The 15,846-nt window shown below is 70.2% G+C and carries 14 protein-coding genes and 1 pseudogene; 1 reads left to right on the forward strand and 14 read right to left on the reverse strand.

Annotated features, from left to right (window positions below):
* From GBZ26_RS30315 to GBZ26_RS16675, 14 genes and pseudogenes are all read right to left on the reverse strand, one after another.
* Positions 1 to 846, reverse strand: a pseudogene (locus GBZ26_RS30315) (YlbE family protein); the annotation flags it as partial.
* Positions 847 to 1,020: 174 nt separating this feature from the next.
* Positions 1,021 to 1,506, reverse strand: a complete 486-nt coding sequence (locus tag GBZ26_RS16620; RefSeq protein WP_174439784.1) for a MarR family winged helix-turn-helix transcriptional regulator — start codon at positions 1,504 to 1,506, stop codon at positions 1,021 to 1,023.
* A gap of 77 nt (positions 1,507 to 1,583) precedes the next feature.
* A complete protein-coding gene (gene hpxZ, locus GBZ26_RS16625) occupies positions 1,584 to 1,964 on the reverse strand; it encodes an oxalurate catabolism protein HpxZ (RefSeq protein ID WP_174439785.1) in 381 nt (126 codons plus the stop codon).
* Positions 1,961 to 3,139, reverse strand: coding sequence for an amidase (locus GBZ26_RS16630; protein ID WP_174439786.1), 1,179 nt, complete (start codon positions 3,137 to 3,139; stop codon positions 1,961 to 1,963). The genes hpxZ and GBZ26_RS16630 overlap by 4 nt, the downstream gene beginning before the upstream one ends.
* Before the next feature lie 66 nt (positions 3,140 to 3,205).
* Complete coding sequence (locus tag GBZ26_RS29940; RefSeq protein WP_211104793.1) at positions 3,206 to 3,847, reverse strand: SRPBCC family protein; 642 nt, start codon at positions 3,845 to 3,847, stop codon at positions 3,206 to 3,208.
* A gap of 4 nt (positions 3,848 to 3,851) precedes the next feature.
* Complete coding sequence (locus GBZ26_RS29945; RefSeq protein WP_211104794.1) at positions 3,852 to 4,340, reverse strand: (2Fe-2S)-binding protein; 489 nt, start codon at positions 4,338 to 4,340, stop codon at positions 3,852 to 3,854.
* Entirely contained in the window at positions 4,337 to 5,149 is an 813-nt protein-coding gene (locus GBZ26_RS16640) for an FAD binding domain-containing protein (RefSeq protein ID WP_174439787.1), read from the reverse strand. The genes GBZ26_RS29945 and GBZ26_RS16640 overlap by 4 nt, the downstream gene beginning before the upstream one ends.
* Positions 5,146 to 7,503 (reverse strand): xanthine dehydrogenase family protein molybdopterin-binding subunit, encoded by a 2,358-nt coding sequence (locus GBZ26_RS16645; RefSeq protein ID WP_174439788.1) that lies wholly within the window; start codon positions 7,501 to 7,503, stop codon positions 5,146 to 5,148. Before GBZ26_RS16645 ends, GBZ26_RS16640 begins: the two co-directional genes overlap by 4 nt.
* A gap of 22 nt (positions 7,504 to 7,525) precedes the next feature.
* Complete coding sequence (locus GBZ26_RS16650) at positions 7,526 to 8,230, reverse strand: ABC transporter ATP-binding protein (protein ID WP_145679927.1); 705 nt, start codon at positions 8,228 to 8,230, stop codon at positions 7,526 to 7,528.
* On the reverse strand, positions 8,217 to 9,020 hold the full coding sequence (locus GBZ26_RS16655) for an ABC transporter ATP-binding protein (protein WP_145626208.1): 804 nt from the start codon (positions 9,018 to 9,020) through the stop codon (positions 8,217 to 8,219). The genes GBZ26_RS16650 and GBZ26_RS16655 overlap by 14 nt, the downstream gene beginning before the upstream one ends.
* Positions 9,017 to 10,054, reverse strand: coding sequence for a branched-chain amino acid ABC transporter permease (locus GBZ26_RS16660; protein WP_035682125.1), 1,038 nt, complete (start codon positions 10,052 to 10,054; stop codon positions 9,017 to 9,019). Before GBZ26_RS16660 ends, GBZ26_RS16655 begins: the two co-directional genes overlap by 4 nt.
* Entirely contained in the window at positions 10,051 to 10,923 is an 873-nt protein-coding gene (locus GBZ26_RS16665; protein ID WP_174439789.1) for an ABC transporter permease subunit, read from the reverse strand. The genes GBZ26_RS16660 and GBZ26_RS16665 overlap by 4 nt, the downstream gene beginning before the upstream one ends.
* Positions 10,924 to 11,093: 170 nt before the next feature.
* Complete coding sequence (locus GBZ26_RS16670; RefSeq protein ID WP_174439790.1) at positions 11,094 to 12,248, reverse strand: ABC transporter substrate-binding protein; 1,155 nt, start codon at positions 12,246 to 12,248, stop codon at positions 11,094 to 11,096.
* Between the two features lie 44 nt (positions 12,249 to 12,292).
* On the reverse strand, positions 12,293 to 13,882 hold the full coding sequence (locus tag GBZ26_RS16675) for a gamma-glutamyltransferase family protein (protein ID WP_174439791.1): 1,590 nt from the start codon (positions 13,880 to 13,882) through the stop codon (positions 12,293 to 12,295).
* Positions 13,883 to 14,588: 706 nt separating this feature from the next.
* Here GBZ26_RS16675 and GBZ26_RS16680 point away from each other — a divergent pair.
* Entirely contained in the window at positions 14,589 to 15,797 is a 1,209-nt protein-coding gene (locus tag GBZ26_RS16680; protein ID WP_247884828.1) for an amidohydrolase/deacetylase family metallohydrolase, read from the forward strand.
* Positions 15,798 to 15,846 lie beyond the last annotated feature (49 nt).

Below are 15,846 nucleotides of genomic sequence, written 5' to 3' on the forward strand. Positions count from 1 at the left end.
TCGTCGGCAGCGTCGGATGGGTAAAAGGGACAGGCCCGGCCCCTGCGGTGCGGCCACCGGCGCGGTCGCCCAGCCCTCCCCCATCATGCCCGACAGGCGCAGCCCGAACCGCACCCCGTTGCCGCCCGCCGCCGTCACCAGCGCCGACCCCGGCACGCCGTCGGCAGCCAGCATCACCGCCTTGCAGGCGGCCATCCACGGGTTGAGGAAGAACTGCCCGGCCTCCTTCAGGAAGGCGCAGACCTCGCCGGTCCCGCCCAGCCGCGACACCAGCGTCTCGGTCAGCAGCGCCTAAGCCACCCCGACGCGCCCATGCAGTTCGTCCCCCTGCTCCATCGCCTCGCACGCGATGCCACGCAGTTCCACCGGACCGATCCCGGCCAGCGCCGGGCCGACCACGCCGTGCAGCAGGCGCAGCCGCTCCACCACCGCGCCGCTGACGATGCCGAAGCGCAAAGCGGGGCCGCCGCCCTCGTTGAGCGGGCTGTAGGCGCGGGCGCCGGAGCCGCCCGCATCCTCCACCACATGCAGCCACATCGACCGCGACACGACGGCGGCGAGCGGGGTGACCACGCCGAAATCCTGCGCCGGGCGCAGGGTCACGGCACCGCTCACGACCATGGCGCGGGCCTCCTCCACGCCGCCGGCCATGCCTTCGAACAGCAGCGCGGCGGCGGCGGCGTTGAGGATCGGCGGGCAGATCTCCGCCGGATCGGCGAAGGGCGGCCCGGCGTGCAGCAGCGTGTGGCGGTCCAGCCCGATCCGCTCCCCGGCGGTTCCGGTCTCCGTCCACACCGGATCGGCGGCCAGCATCCGCTCCACGGCCCGCGCGGTGGCGTCGTTCATCACGTGTGTCCTTTGCGTACAATCCCTCTCCCGTCCCGGGAGAGGGTGCCCGCGGGAGCGGGCGGGTGAGGGTCGTGCGAGGATCAAGGCACCGATCCTTGGCGGCACCCTCACCCTCCCACGCTGGCGCGTGGGTCCCTCCCTCTCCCGGGACGGGAGAGGGGAAGGTTCACCTCATGGCAGATGCAGCGGGGCGCGGCCGTAGCCGTTGCTGGCGTCCACCAGATGCAGCAGGTAGCGCAGGAAGACCGCCCGGTCCTCCTTCGGCAGAGGCGCGATGGTGCGGTCGTGGGCGCGCTGGGCCTTCTTGTCCATGCGGCGCAGCAGCTTTCGGCCCTCCGCGGTGATGGCAGCCAGCTTCATGCGCTTGTCCACCGGGCTGGCCCGGCGCTGGATCAGCCCGCGCTCGGCCAGCCGCGACAGAACGCCGGCCGTGGTCGTGCGGTCGATGCCGATCTGGGCGCCCAGCGTCACCTGATCCAGGTCGGGCCGGTCCATTAGGGCGGTCAGCACACTGTACTGAACGGGGGTGATGTTGAACTCCGCGCACTCCTCCATGAACATGGCGACGTGGATCTGGTGCAGGCGGCGGATGAGGAATCCGGGACGCTCCGCCAGGACGCGGTACGCCTCTTCGATCAGGGGGTCGTCTAAGGTCATCGCGGGCGGTCCGTCGGAGCGGGTTCGGGAAATCGATTGTCAGTGAGGATGGCGGCGGGCCGGAGGAAGGGCAACGTCTAGCCCATCAGCGACACATGCGCCGCGACGATCCGCCAGCCCTCCGGCATGCGGACCCAGCTGTGGCTCTGCCGCCCGACGCGCTCGGTGGAAGGGCGCGTGAACTCGGTGTTGGCGGTCGCCATGTCGCGGCCATAGGTGGTGATGACGGTGTTGCGCAGGGTTCGGTCCAGCCCCGCCGCCGGGCGGCCCTGGCGGAAGGCGGCGATGGCGTCGTAGCCGTACAAATTCTCGCCCACGCCGTAGCGCAGGGTCGCCGGGTGGTTCCAGAACAGCTCGTCCAGAACCGCCACGTCGTTGCCGGTCAGCGCGCGCTCGTAGCGCTCGAAGGCGGCGGTGACCTCGGCCACCACCTCGGGGATGTTGATTGCAAGCGTCATGCGAACAAGTCCTCGGCGATGGCGAGAAGCGCGGAGTCGCTGCCGCGCGGGCCGATCAGCGACAGGCCAAGCGGGCAGCCCTGGAGCCGCGCCGCGGGAATCGAGACTTGCGGCAGGCCGGCCAGACCGGCGGGGCAGAGGATCGCCAGCGCGCGACCGCGCTCCGTGTCCACCGCCGCCCCCGACGAGCCGCGCAACGGCGCGATGCCCGGCGCGCTGGGCAGGACGATCAGCCCATCCGCCCCCAGCAGCTCGTCCATCCGCCGGCGGATGCCCTCCCGCGTCTGCGCCGCCGCGCGGGCGAGAGCGGGGTTGAGCGTGGCCGCCGCGGCGAAGCGGTCGCGCACCCCCGGCCCGAAGGTCGGCTTCGTCGCGGTGATCCAGGCGCCGTGCGCCGCCCAGGCCTCGGCGGCCTGGAGCGTCTGAAAGACCGGGCGCCATTGGTCCAGCCCCTCCGGGGCCAGCGTCACGCCGTCCGCCGACCCGAACCGCTCGCGCAGCCGCTCCAAGGGCGGGGCGAGGGCGGATCGCACCGCCTCCCCGGCAACGGCGAAGGCGTCCTCGGCGACCAGCAGGCGGAAGGCCAGATCGGGCCCCAGAGTGGACGCCGGGGGCAGCAGCACCGCCCCGACGCGGCGGAGCAGCGCCGCCTCCCACGCGAACCAGCCCACCGTGTCGAAGCTCGGCGCCAGGGGAACGGAGCCGTCGAGCGGAACCACCCCGTGGGTGGGCCGGATGCCGTAGAGGCCGCAATAGCTCGCCGGCAGGCGGACCGACCCGCCGGTGTCCGTCCCGATGGCGAAATCCACCGCCCCGCCCGCCACCGCGGCGGCCGACCCGCTGGAGGAGCCACCGGGGATGCGGCCGGGCGCCTTCGGATTCTCCGGCGTGCCGTAATGGGCGTTCTCGCCGGCCAGGCTCCAGGCCAGCTCGTCGGTCAGCGTCTTGCCGGCGACGCGCGCCCCGGCGTCGAGCAGCCGCCGCACGGCCGGCGCGGTCTCCCGCGGGACTTCGTGGGTGCGCAGCCAGTCCGGGTTGCCGGCGCCGGTGGGCAGGCCGGCGATGTGGAACAGGTCCTTCACCGCGAAGCGCAGCCCGGCCAGCGGGCCGTCCGCGGCTCCGGCGACCTCGGTCCGGCCGTAGGGGACGAAGGCGTTCAGGGGGTCGTTCGGCATGATGCGGTGGTCAATCTCACGTTCGCAAACGGCACTGCAATCCCCTCTCCCAGAGCGGGAGAGGGATTATCGGGAACGGCTGTGGTTGTCTTGCAGAGAGCGACCGCCGAAGAGGCCACGCAGCCAGTCTTTCAACATCACCCACAGCAGATTGCCAGCGTTCAGTTCCTTGGCCGGCTCGGGGGCGGGCTTGGAGGCAGGCTCCGGGGCCGGAGCGGCCACCGCATCCGAGGACGCAGCTACCTCCTCCACCGGGGCGGTCGCGGCGAGCTTGGCTTCCAGGTTGCGGGCGAACTCGGCGGTCAGGCGGTTGGCGATCTCCTGCACGATGGCGCCGCGGCTGAACTGGGCCAGAACGCCGGTCAGCGTGAAATCGACGGTCAGGTCGATGCGCGTCCCCGCCCCCTCCTCCACGACGGCGAAGGTCACGTCGGCCTTGGCGCGGGAGTTGTTCTTGGGGTCCGTGCCCTGGCCGTGGATGACGCCGGTGTGGGTCGCCTCGTCCATCGTCAGCGTGCCCTCGCCGGCGAAGGCGGCGGCGATGGGGCCGAGCTTCACGCGCATCTGCCCGAAGATCCGGTCGCCCTCGCGCGGCTTGGTCAGCGAGGCGCCGGGCATGCAGGCGATCACCTGCTCCACGTCGCCGAGCAGTGGCCAGACGCGGGCACGCGGGAAGTTGACGGCAAGGGTCTGGGTCATGGTCGGCATGGGCTTACCCCGCGTTCGTGTTGCGCGCGTCGATGACGCGGCGGATGGCGTTGACGATCCCGACATAGCCGGTGCAGCGGCACAGGTTGCCGCTCATCGCGGTGCGGATCGCCGGGTTGTCGGCGTCCGGGCGGCGCAGCACCACGTCGCGCGCCGCCACCAGCATCCCCGGCGTGCAGAAGCCGCACTGCAGCCCATGCTCGGCGGAGAAGGCCTCGCGCAGCTCCGTGGCGACGGGATCGTCGTCCAGCCCCTCCACCGTGGTGACGGACCGCCCGTCACAGGCCACCGCGAAGGTGATGCAGGAGCGCGCCGGCTCCCCGTCGATCAGGATGGTGCAGGCGCCGCACACGCCGTGCTCGCAGCCCAGATGGGTGCCGGTCAGCAGCTCCCGCTCGCGCAGGAAGTCGCCGAGATGCTGGCGCGGCGGCACGCTGGCCTCGACCCGCGTGCCGTTGACGGTTAGGGAAATGATTTTGGCGTGGGCGCTCATGACATCACCTGCGCGATGGCGCGCTTCAGCGCGACGGTGTGGGTCCGAAGGGCGATGGGGTCGTCCGCGGCGGGGCTGCCGGCGAGATGCGCGGCCATCGCCGCTTCCGTGCAGCCATCCTCGAACAGGGCGGGGCCGTCGATCACCACCGGCTTGCCGGAGGTCGCCCCGGCGACGCAGCGCTGGACGCCGCGGGCCGGGTCGATCAGCACCGCGCCGGTGGCGTGGGAGAACTCGCCGGTCTTGCGGCAGACCTTGTAGTAGCCCCAGCGCGCCCTGTCGGAGAGGGCGGGCACATGGATTTCCGCGACGATCTCGCCCGGCAGCAGGGCCGTCTCGAAGATACCCAGGATGAAATCGGTCATCGGCACCGTGCGCCGCCCGCCCGTGCCGGCGATCACCACGTCGGCGCCGAGCGCGGTCAGGACGTTCACCCAGTCCGCCGCCGGGTCGGCGTGGGCGAGGCTGCCGCCGATGGTGCCGCGGTTGCGCACCGCGCGATAGGCGATCACCGCCGCCACGGATGGCAGAACGCCGCGCGTCACGTCCGGATAATCGCCGTCCTCCAGCCGCGCGTGGGTGACGCAGGCCCCGATGACCAGCCGGTCGCCCTCCCGGCGGATTGTTTGAAGCTCGGCGATGCGGGTGATGTCCACCAGCAGCTCCGGCTGGGCCAGCCGCAGGTTCAGCATGGGGCCGAGCGACTGGGAGCCGGCCACCGGCCGCACCATCACGTCCTCGCGGGACAGCAGCTCAAGCGCATCGGCGAGCGTCGCCGGCTGCGCGTAGTCGAAATCGACCGCCTTCATGCCGCACCCCGCTCGCCCGCAATGGCGGAGAGAATGACCTCCGGCGTCATCGGCGCGTTCGTCACGATGACTCCCAGCGGCTTCAGCGCGTCGTTGATGGCGTTGCAGATCGCCGCCGGCGGGGCGATGGCGCCGCCCTCGCCGATGCCCTTCACGCCGAACTCGGTGTAGGGCGAGGGCGTCAGCATGTGGATGATCCTCACGTGCGGGACCTCGGTGAAACCGGGGATCAGGTAATCCGCAAAGGTGGAGGCGAGCGGCTGGCCCTCCGCGTCGTAGGGCATCCGCTCGTAGAGCGCGGTGCCGACGCCCTGGGCGACGCCGCCGTAGATCTGGCCGTCGACGACCATCGGGTTGACCATGGTCCCGGCGTCCTCGACCACCACGTAGTCGAGGATTTCGACCTGCCCGATCTCCGGGTCCACGGCCACCGCCACGGCGTGGGTGGCGTAGGAGAAGGTGCCATGGTCGCTGCCCGGCTTGTAGCCGGCGGTGACCTCCAGCCCGCCGCGGTCCACGTCGGCGGGGAGGAGCTGCGGCGCGCGGTACCAGGTGTGAGCGATCTCGCGGATGGTCACCGCGGCGGCCCCGGCCTTCACCGACCCGCCCTCCAGCACCACCCCGTCCGCACCGGCCTGCATCAGATGCGCGCCGATCTTGCGCAGCCGCTCGGCCAGCGTGCGACAAGCGGTGGCGACGGCGCCGCCGGCCATGACCATGCTGCGCGACCCCCAGGTGCCCGTCGAATAGGGCGTCAGCCCGGTGTCGCCGTGCACCAGCTTGATCTTCTCCAGCGGGATGCCCAGCACCTCGTGCGCGACCTGGGCGAAGGTGGTCTCCATGCTCTGGCCGTGCGACTGCACGCCGACGCGCAGCTCCAGCCCGCCGTCCGGGGTGATGCGGGCCTGCGCCTGCTCGTGCCCCGGCACCATCGGGATGCCCCAGCCGTGATAGACGGCGGTGCCGTGGGCCGACTGCTCGCAATAGGTGGCGAAGCCGACGCCGATCAAGCGCCCGTCCGCCTCCCTGGCCTTCTGGCGAGCGCGCCAGCCCTCCAGCTCGATGGCGGCGACGGCGCGGCGGACGGATTCGGGATAGTCGCCGCTGTCGAAGTGCTTCTTCGTCACGTTGTCGAAGGGCATCTTCTCCGGCGGGACGAGGTTTTCCAGGCGCACCTGCCACGGCTCCCGCCCGACGGCGTCGGCCACGGCGTCGATCATCTGCTCCATCGCGAAGCACACGCCGGTGCGCGCCACGCCGCGGTAGGGGACGATGGGCGGCTTGTTGGTGCAGACGGAGAAGGTGCGGCAGCGGTAATGCGCGAAGTCGTAGGGGCCGGGCAGGATGCTGCCGACCTGCGCCGCCTCCAGGCAGGCGGAGAAGGGATAGACGGAGTAGGCGCCGGCATCGACCCAGGCGTCGGCCTCGATCCCCAGCAGACGCCCGCGCGCGTCGGCGTAGGCGGTGATCTCGTAATGGTGCTCACGGGCGTTGGCGGCGGCCACCAGATGCTCCCGCCGGTCCTCGGTCCAGCGGACGGGGCGGTCGAGCCGCATGGCGATCCAGGCGGCCACGATCTCCTCCGGCTGGAGCAGGCCCTTCCAGCCGAAGCCGCCGCCGACGTCCGGCGCCACCACGCGGATCAGCCCCTGGTCGAGGTCCAGGCATTCCGACAGGCCGGCGCGCACGATGTGCGGCATCTGGGTCGAGGTGGTCAGGACGAGCTGCTCGACATGGCGGTCCCAATGGGCGACCACGCCCTTGCCCTCCAGCGGGACCATGCACTGGCGCGCCGTGCGGATGGTGCGGGAGACCTTGACCGGCGCGGTGGCGGCGATCTCCGCGATGTTGCCGCCGACGTTGGTCTCCAGGAAGACGTTGTCCGGCCAGTGGTCGTGCACCTTCGGCGCGCCCGGCGTCACCGCCTCCAGCATGTCGGAGTTCACCGGCAGCTCGGCGTAATCGACGAAGACGGAGGCGGCGATGTCCTCGGCCTCGGCGCGGGTGGCGGCGACGCAGACGGCCACCGGCTCGCCGACGAAGCGCACCTTGCCGTCGGCCAGCGCCGGCTGCTCCGACACCTTGAAGCCGGGCAGGCCCGACACGGCGCGGATCGGCTTGACGCCGCCCGCCGCCAGGTCCGCCCAGGTGAAGACGGCGCCGCGGTGCTCCTCCGGGATCTCGATGCCGGTGATGGTGGCGTGGGCGACCGGGCTGCGCACGAAGGCCAAATCCTTCATGCCGACCAGGGCGATGTCGCCGACGAAGCGGCCCCGCCCGCGCAGCAGCCGGTCGTCCTCCTTGCGGCGGACCCTGGCGCCGACCCCCGATCCGGCGGTGCTAACCTCTCCCATTCCCTGACCCTCTCTTTTTTGCTTAACCGCCCAGATAGGCGCGCTGGATGTGGTCGTTGGCGAGCATCGCCTGCCCGGTGCCCTGCTCCATCACCTGCCCGCTCTCCAGCAGGTAGGCGCGGTCGCACATGTCGAGCGCGGCGTAGGCGTTCTGCTCGACCATCAGCACGGTGGTCCCTTCCCGGCGGATGTCCGACACGATCTCGAAGGTGCGCTCCACGAGGTTGGGAGCGAGGCCGAGCGACGGCTCGTCGAACAGCACGATCTTCGGGCGCGACATCAGCGCCCGCGCGATGGCCAGCATCTGCTGCTCGCCGCCCGACATGGTGCCCGCGGGCTGGTTCAGACGTTCCTTCAGGCGGGGGAAGCGGTCGAACAGCCGCTCCATGTCCTGGGCCACCGCCTGATGGTCGCGGCGCAGATAGGCGCCCATCTCCAGGTTCTCGCGCACGGTCAGGTGGGGGAAGACGCGCCGCCCCTCCGGACAGTGGGCCACACCCAGCGCCAGCACCGTGCGGGGTGCTGCGTTGCCGATCTCCCGCCCCTCGAAGGTGATGCGGCCCGAGGCCAGCGGCAGCAGGCCGCTGATGGCGCGCAGCGTGGTGGTCTTGCCGGCGCCGTTGGCGCCGATCAGGGTGACCAGCTCCCCTTCCTCCACCGTCAGCGAGACGTTGCGGAGCGCCGGGATCTGGCCGTAGCAGACGGTGATCCCCTCAACCTTTAGCATGCTTCACCCCCTGGCCCAGATAGGCCTGGATCACGTCCGGGTTGGCGCGGATGACCTCCGGCGGGCCTTCGGCGATGATGCGCCCGTGGTTCAGCACCACCACGCGGTCGGAGATGGTCATGACCATGCGCATGTCATGCTCCACCAGCAGGATGGTCACGCCACGGTCGCGGATGCGCTGGACGACGCCCATGAAGGCCTCCGTCTCCGACGGGTTCAGCCCGGCAGCGGGCTCGTCCAGCAGCAGCAGCTTCGGGTCGGCGGCCAGCGCGATGGCGATGCCGAGAAGCCGCTGCTCGCCGTAGGCGAGGTTGCCGGCCAGCTCGTCGGCGCGGTGCGACAGCCCGACGAAGGCCAGGATCTCGGCCACCGCCGCCCGCATCCGCTCCGTCTCCGCCCGCACCGAGGCGAGCCGCAGCAGCGCCCCCCAGGTCTCCGCCCGGCCCTGCCGGTGCATCCCGGTCAGCACGTTGTCGAAGACGGTGCAGCCGGCGAAGATGCTGGTGCGCTGGAAGGTGCGCACGACGCCCAGGCCCGCGATGCGGTTGGAGGACAGGCGCGTCAGGTCGGTGCCGCGGAACAGCACCTTCCCGCCGGTCGGCTTCAGGAAGCCGGTGATGACGTTGAAGGCGGTCGTCTTGCCCGCCCCGTTGGGGCCGATCAGGCTGACGATCTCCCCCTCCGGCACGGCGAAGCTCATCGAGGCGATGGCGATCAGGCCGCTGAAGTGAACCGCGACCTCGCGCACCTCAAGGATCGGAGCGGCGGATTCGTCGAGGGCGAGGCTCATGCCGAGGTCTCCTTGCGCAGGCCCAGCGCCGTTCCGGCGACGCGCTTGCGGCGGCCGGCGAACCAGTTCTTCACCGCCGGGACGATGCCCTGGGGCAGGAAGAAGACGACCACGATCATGGCGACGCCGTAGATGATCCACTGCACCTCGGGCCGCGCCACCTCGCGCAGCACCTCGGGCAGGATGCCGAAGGCGAGGCCGCCGACGATCGGACCGGCCAGCGTGCCCTTGCCGCCCGTCACCACCATGATGACCATGGTCACCGTGTAGATGAACATGAAGACGTCCGGGTCGACGATGCGGATGTAGTGGGTGTAGAGCCCGCCCGCGGCCCCGGCCATGCCCGCCGCGATCACCGTGGCGACGACCAGATAGCGCGTCACGTCGATGCCGACCGAACGCGCCAGCGACTCGTTCTCGCGCAGCGCCACCAGCGCCCGGCCCACCCGCGACTGCACCAGCCGCTGGATCACCAGGAAGCAGACCACCGCGACCGCCAGCACCAGAAGGTAGTTGTATTCCTTCTTGTAGAGCGGGATCACACCGTCCCACGGCAGCCAGACCGACAGCGGCGGGATGTTGTTCAGCGCCATCGGCCCCTCGGTCAGGTCCACCCAGTTCAGCGCGACCATGCGCATGACCTGGGCGAAGCTGATGGTAACGATGACGAAGTAGGCCCCGCGCACCCGGAAGGCGAGCTTGCCGATCAGGAAACCGAACAGCGCCGCCACCAGGATGCCGCCGAGGAAGGCCACCCACACCGGCTGCGGCCCCAGCACGAAGGGTTCCGCCCCTCCGAGGTCGAGGTCGAAGCCCAGCGACAGCAGCGCGCTGGTGTAGGCGCCGATGCCGAAGAAGGCGATGTGGCCGAGGCTGAGCTGCCCGGTGTAGCCGAGCAGCAGGTTCAGGCTCATCGCCCCGATGATGAAGATGCCGGTCGAGGTCAGGACGTAGAGGATGTACTGGTCGCCCAGCCACAGCGGCCCGACCGCCATGACCAGCACGAACAGCCAGGGGAGGAGACGCGTCGTCATCCGATCCGCTCCTTCATGGCGAAGAGACCCTGGGGCCGCACGATCAGCACGGCGATGATGAGGATGAAGCCCATGGCGTCGCGGTAGCCCGACGACAGGTAGCCGGCGCCGAACTCCTCGGCGAGCGCCAGGACGAAGCCGCCGATGGTGGCGCCGGGGATGTTGCCCAACCCGCCCAGGATGACGATGGCGAAGGCCTTCAGCGCCACCAGATCGCCCATGGTCGGCGTGACCACGAAGATCGGGCCGAGCAGCGCTCCCGCCGTGGCGGCGAGGCCGGAGCCGAGCGCGAAGGTCAGCGTGTACATCAGCCCGCGGTTGACGCCCATCAGCGCCGCGGTGTCCGGGTCCTGGAAGGTGGCGCGCATGGCGACGCCGAGCTTGGTCCGGTTGATGAGCAGGTAGAAGCCGCCCAGCAGCAGCAATGCCACGCCCAGGACGAACAGCCGGTTCATGCCCACCGACACCGACCCGATCACCACCGGCTCGGTCGGGAAGGGGCTGGGCACGGACTTCGCGACACCGCCCCAGACGAGCTGCTCGCCGGCCTGCATGGCGATGCCGGCGCCGATCATCACCAGCATGGTGGTGTCGATGTCGGCGCCCTTCAGCGGGCGCAGCAGCGTGAATTCGATCAGCGCCCCCAGCGCCATGCCCAGCAATGCTGCCATCGCCAGGGACATGAAGAAGTTCAGCCCCATCATCCCGGCCAGCATGTAGGCCATGTAGGCGCCGAAGGTGTAAAGCTCGCCATGGGTGAAGTTGACCACGCGCATGATGCCGAAGATCAGCGTCAGGCCGATTCCCAGCAGCGCGTAGGTCCCCCCCAGGACCACGGCGTTCAAAAGGTGCTGCAGATGCGCTTCCACCGCGTGTCTCCTTACTTCCCCTCTCCCGTCCCGGGAGAGGGTGGCGCCGAAGGCGGCGGGTGAGGGTACCGGCAAGGATCAGCGCCTTGATCCTCGTACGACCCTCACCCTTCCCGCGCTTCGCGCGGGCCCCTTCCCTCTCCCCGGAGGGGAGAGGGCGGTGAAGCCGGTTACGGCATCGTCACCTTGCCGTCCTTCACCTGGACGACGTAGACGTTGGCCTCGTTCTGGCCGCTCTCCTTGCCCTCCGGGCCATCCTTCTTGAAGGCGATGTCGCCGTTCACGCCGTCCAGCTTGACGGTCCACAGCGCGTCGCGGATGGCCTGCGGCTCGGCCTTGCCGGCCTTCTTGATGGCTTCCACGATGGTCATGATGCCGTCATAGCCGCGGTAGCCCTCGGTCAGGCCGGCGAAGTCGTAGCCCTTCTTGTTCCAGCCATCGACGAAGGTCTTGGCGACCGTCGGGTGCACCGCCTTCTCCGGGAACCAGGGGGCGAAGAACAGCGTGAAGTAGCCGCCGTCCGCCGCCGCACCCGCCTGCGCGATGAGCTGGTCGGGGGAGGAGGAGCCGCCGTTGGTGATGATCCGGTGCGGCAGACGCAACTCGGCCGCCTGCTTCAGGATCAGGGTGATCTGCTCGACGCCGGTGGTGACGAACAGCGTGTCGCCGCCCGACTGCTTGATGCTGGAAAGCTGGGCCGACAGGTCGGTGGCCTCCGGCGCCATCGTCTCGGTGACGCCGATCTTGACGCCCTTGGCCTGGAGCATCTTGCGGAACTCGTCCGCCGAGCCACGGCCGAAGTCGTTGTTCACCGCCAGGAAATCGGCCTTCTGGATGGCCGGCTGGAAGTGGTCCAGCTTCTCCGCGAAGGACTTGGCCTCCATGGCGGAGGTCGGGGCGATGCGGAACACCCAGGGGTTGCCGGAGGTGGTGATCTTGGTCGAGGAGGAGGTCTCCACCACCATCGGCACGCCGTACTCCACCAGCTTCGGCATCACCGCCAGGGTGAAGGTGGAACTCCAGGCGCCCATCAGCACCGGGACCTTGTCGCGCACGATCAGCTTCTCGGCGGAGGCGACGGCCTCCTTCGGGTTGCTCTTGTTGTCCTCGATGATCAGCTGGATCTTCTTGCCGAGAACGCCGCCGTTGGCGTTGACGACCTCCTCCGCGACCTTCGCGCCGTTGGCGACGTAGTTGCCCGACGCGGCGACCGCGCCGGTCAGCGGCTGGGTCACGCCGATCTTGATCGTCTCCTGCGCAAAGGCCACGCCCGGCGCCAGCAGCGCGGCGCTCAGCAGCAACGCCGTGGTCTTCATCGTCCGCATGTCGTCTAACCCCCTCTGTTCTTGATTGTGCCTTGGTTCGGCGGTCACCACGCGGCGACCGCGCCGTCGCTGCGGGGATCGGTCGCCCCCTCCAGCGTTCCGTCGGCATGGCGGACGATGGCGCCCGCATGCCCCATGGTGCTCGTGTAAGGATCGAGCAGTTCGACCGTGTGCCCGGCGTCGCGCAGGGCGGCGACCAGGGCGGGGTCGAAGCGGCTCTCCAGCTTCAGCGTCACGCTGTCCTCGCCCCAGGTGCGGCCGAGCAGCCAGCGCGGCGCCGTGACGGCGGCCTGCAGGCCCTGCCCGAACATCGCGTAGCGGGAGAAGACGGCGGCCTGAGTCTGCGGCTGCCCCTCCCCGCCCATGGTGCCGTAGACCATGCCGCGCCCGTCGTCGAAGCGGGCCATCGCCGGGTTCAGCGTGTGGAAGGGCTTGCGGCCGGGCGCCAGCGCGTTCCAGCCATCCTCCGCCAGACGGAAGGAGGCGCCGCGGTTCTGCCAGGTGATGCCGGTCTCCGGCAGGACGAGGCCGGAGCCGAATTCGAAATAGACGCTCTGGATCATGCTGACGGCGCGGCCCTGCCCGTCGATCACGCCCAGCCACACCGTGTCGCCGGGCTTGGCGACATGCGGCCAGGGCAGCGCGCGGGCGCGGTCGATGTTGGCGGCCAGACCGTCCAGCACCGTGTCGTCGAGGAAGGTCTGCGCCTCCCGCCCCATGTAGGCCGGGTCGCCGACCTCGCGGTCGCGCACCAGGAAGGCCTGCTTGGTCGCCTCGATCAGCCCGTGGATGTGGTCGAAGCCCTCGCCCTCCGTCACGACCAGCCGGTCGAACAGCGCGAGGATCATCAGCGAGGCCAGACCCTGCGTCGGCGGCGGGTGGTTGAACAGCCGCGCCCCGCGCACGCCGACCGACAGGGCCGGGCGGCGGTGCGCGGCGTGGGCCGCCAGATCGGCGGCGCCGACCGGGGACCCGGCGCGCTCCAGATCCGCCGCGATGGATGCGGCGAGCGGCCCGCGGTAGAAGCTGTCCAGCCCCTCCGCCGCCAGCCGGCGCAGCGTGGCGGCCAGCGCCGGCTGCTTCAACGTGGAGCCTTCCGGCGGCACGGCGCCGCCCGGCAGGAAGGTGTCCTTGAAACCGGGGACGTCCTTCAGCTCATGCAGCTTCTGGCGGGTCAGCCCCTCCTGGCTGGCGGTGACCGGGATGCCCTGCTCGGCGTGGGCGATCGCCTCCTCCAGGATGCGGGCGAGCGGCAGCGGCTCGGCCCAGCCGGCGCTGACGGCCAGCGCCTCGCGCCAGCCGTCGATGGTGCCGGCGACCGTGTTCGCCGCCAGCGGCCCGCGCCAGGGTACGGTGGCGTGGCCGTGGCGCCGGTAGAGGTCGAGCGAGACGGCCTTGCCCGCCCCGCCGCAGGCGTCGATGGCGACGGGGTCGCGCCCCGGCTCGGCGATCAGCCAGAAGCCGTCGCCGCCGATGCCGGTCATGTGCGGGTAGACGACGGCCAGCGCCGCGGCGACGGCGACCGCCGCCTCGACGGCGGTGCCGCCGTCGCGCAGGATCTGGAGGCCGGCCTGGCTGGCGAGATGATGCGGGGAGGTGACCATTCCCCGGCGGCTGCGCGGCGTGTTCAGCATGGGAACCTCACGGAAGAAGGCCGCGGACCACGAAGAAACCCTCTCATTTTTATGGATATCCGACTTTTTCCGTTGGTTTCCCACCCCTTTGCGAACGCCGTGCCAACCGGCAGACCACTGCGCATTTCGGCTCGGCGGGAGGGCGGACGCGGCGCGCCGGCACGGTCGGAAATCGCCCGAATGTTGGGCAAACGGATGGATGGAGGGGCCAAGCGGCCGTTGCAAACGACGCTCTATATCGTTGAAAAACAATCAACAATCGGGAGTTACAGGAGCTTTGCTTCGCCGCTTCATTCGTACGCAACCTCTGCCTGCCGCGCGGGCATTGATCAGTGTGCTGACGATATGATGGTGGCCCGGGATGGCCTTGGCGTGCCCCACTGCGGCGGCGGTGGCCGATCCCCGGAGCCCTTCAAAAGCCGTGGTTTTCGCCGCGGCTTTCATGTTCGTGCACAAATCGGCGGCAGGGTGCCGCGCCGCGCCGCCGGACCATGAATCGTCAGTATACTGCGGAAAAACAGCGCCTCAACGGGCGACGGGAGCATGCTGTGGTATGCCGTATTGTGCGTATTTTGACCACCAAATGCCCAACAGGCGGTCATTCGTCAGTGTGCTGAAGTTTTGCGCATCCGCCGAATTCCTCCCTCCCTGGCATGACGCTTGCTGAAAGGACGGGCAGATAAAAATCAGCGCAAGAAGGTGGGTTATGTCAGAGACGCACACGTTCGACCTCGTGCTCCGCGGCGGACGGATTCTCGATCCGGCCAACGGCCTGGATCTGGTCGGCGATCTGGCGGTCGCGAAGGGCCGCATCGCGGCGGTGGCGGAACGGCTGCCCGACGATGCCGCCGACACCATCCTTGATGTCTCCGGAAAGCTCGTGACGCCGGGCCTGATCGACACCCACGCGCACGTCTTCGAGAAGGTGACCGGGCGCTTCGGGCTGAACCCGGACATGGTGGGCGTGCGCTCCGGCGTGTCGACGCTGGTCGACCAGGGCGGGCCGAGCCTGATGACCCTGCCGGCCTTCCGCCGCTTCATCGCCGAGCCGGCGCGCTCGCGCACGCTGTGCTTCCTGTCGGCCTACCTGGTCGGCGGGCTGGAGGGCCACTATTACCCGCAGCTCTACCGCCCGGATTGCGTCGATGTGGACGCCACCATCCGCGTCGGGCGCGAGAACCGCGACATCGTGAAGGGCATCAAGGCCCACGCGGAGGTCGGCGGCGCCTCGCGCTGGGGCCTGGACGTCATCAAGCAGGCCAAGCGGATCGCCGACGGCATCGGCGTGCCGCTCTACGTCCATCTCGGCCAGCTCTGGCCGGAGGTGGAGGGCGGCGAGGCCGTCGATCCCGACATGCTGGTGGAGGAGCTGGTCCCGCTGCTGGATTCGCGCGACATCCTGGCCCATCCCTTCACCCGACATCCCGGCGGCTTCATCTCGACCCGCACCGGCGAGGTGCATCCGGTCATCTACAAGGCGCTGGAGCGCGGCCTGACCGTGGACGTCGGCCACGGCTCGCACTTCAGCTTCGAGATGGCGCGGCGGACCCTGGCGGCGGGCATCCTGCCCTACACGCTGGGCGCCGACCTGCACGGCTACAACGTGAAGGCCCCGGTCACGGGTGCCGGCGGCGACCGCGAGGCCAACCCCTTCTACGGCGTCGCCCCCTTCAGCCTGACCCACGCGATGACCGAGCTTCTGACTCTCGGCATGGCGCTGGGCGACGTGCTGAAGACGGTGACCAGCAACCCCGCCGCCATGCTGGGCATGGCCGACGAGATCGGCGCGCTGTCCCCGGGCATGGCCGCCGACGTGGCGGTGCTGGAGGTCAAGGCCGGCCGCTGGCAGCTCAGCGACAACAGCGGCGAGCGGGTGACCGCGCCGGAGATGATCGTCCCGGCCCTGGCTCTTTAAACAATCTTGCGGCTCCGGAGGCCATACCCTTTGAAAGTCCTGAGGGGGG

The sequence above is a fragment of the Azospirillum formosense genome (assembly GCF_013340925.1).
Lineage (GTDB): Bacteria > Pseudomonadota > Alphaproteobacteria > Azospirillales > Azospirillaceae > Azospirillum > Azospirillum formosense.

Coding starts and splice junctions, on each gene's coding strand:
- GBZ26_RS16630 (WP_174439786.1), bottom strand. CDS start 3,139: ATGCCGAACGACCCCCTGAACGCCTTCGTCCCCTACGGCCGGACCGAG.
- GBZ26_RS16660 (WP_035682125.1), bottom strand. CDS start 10,054: ATGACGACGCGTCTCCTCCCCTGGCTGTTCGTGCTGGTCATGGCGGTC.
- hpxZ (WP_174439785.1), bottom strand. CDS start 1,964: ATGACGCTTGCAATCAACATCCCCGAGGTGGTGGCCGAGGTCACCGCC.
- GBZ26_RS16680 (WP_247884828.1), top strand. CDS start 14,589: ATGTCAGAGACGCACACGTTCGACCTCGTGCTCCGCGGCGGACGGATT.
- GBZ26_RS16640 (WP_174439787.1), bottom strand. CDS start 5,149: ATGAAGGCGGTCGATTTCGACTACGCGCAGCCGGCGACGCTCGCCGAT.
- GBZ26_RS29945 (WP_211104794.1), bottom strand. CDS start 4,340: ATGAGCGCCCACGCCAAAATCATTTCCCTAACCGTCAACGGCACGCGG.
- GBZ26_RS16655 (WP_145626208.1), bottom strand. CDS start 9,020: ATGAGCCTCGCCCTCGACGAATCCGCCGCTCCGATCCTTGAGGTGCGC.
- GBZ26_RS29940 (WP_211104793.1), bottom strand. CDS start 3,847: ATGCCGACCATGACCCAGACCCTTGCCGTCAACTTCCCGCGTGCCCGC.
- GBZ26_RS16670 (WP_174439790.1), bottom strand. CDS start 12,248: ATGCGGACGATGAAGACCACGGCGTTGCTGCTGAGCGCCGCGCTGCTG.
- GBZ26_RS16645 (WP_174439788.1), bottom strand. CDS start 7,503: ATGGGAGAGGTTAGCACCGCCGGATCGGGGGTCGGCGCCAGGGTCCGC.
- GBZ26_RS16675 (WP_174439791.1), bottom strand. CDS start 13,882: ATGCTGAACACGCCGCGCAGCCGCCGGGGAATGGTCACCTCCCCGCAT.
- GBZ26_RS16650 (WP_145679927.1), bottom strand. CDS start 8,230: ATGCTAAAGGTTGAGGGGATCACCGTCTGCTACGGCCAGATCCCGGCG.
- GBZ26_RS16620 (WP_174439784.1), bottom strand. CDS start 1,506: ATGACCTTAGACGACCCCCTGATCGAAGAGGCGTACCGCGTCCTGGCG.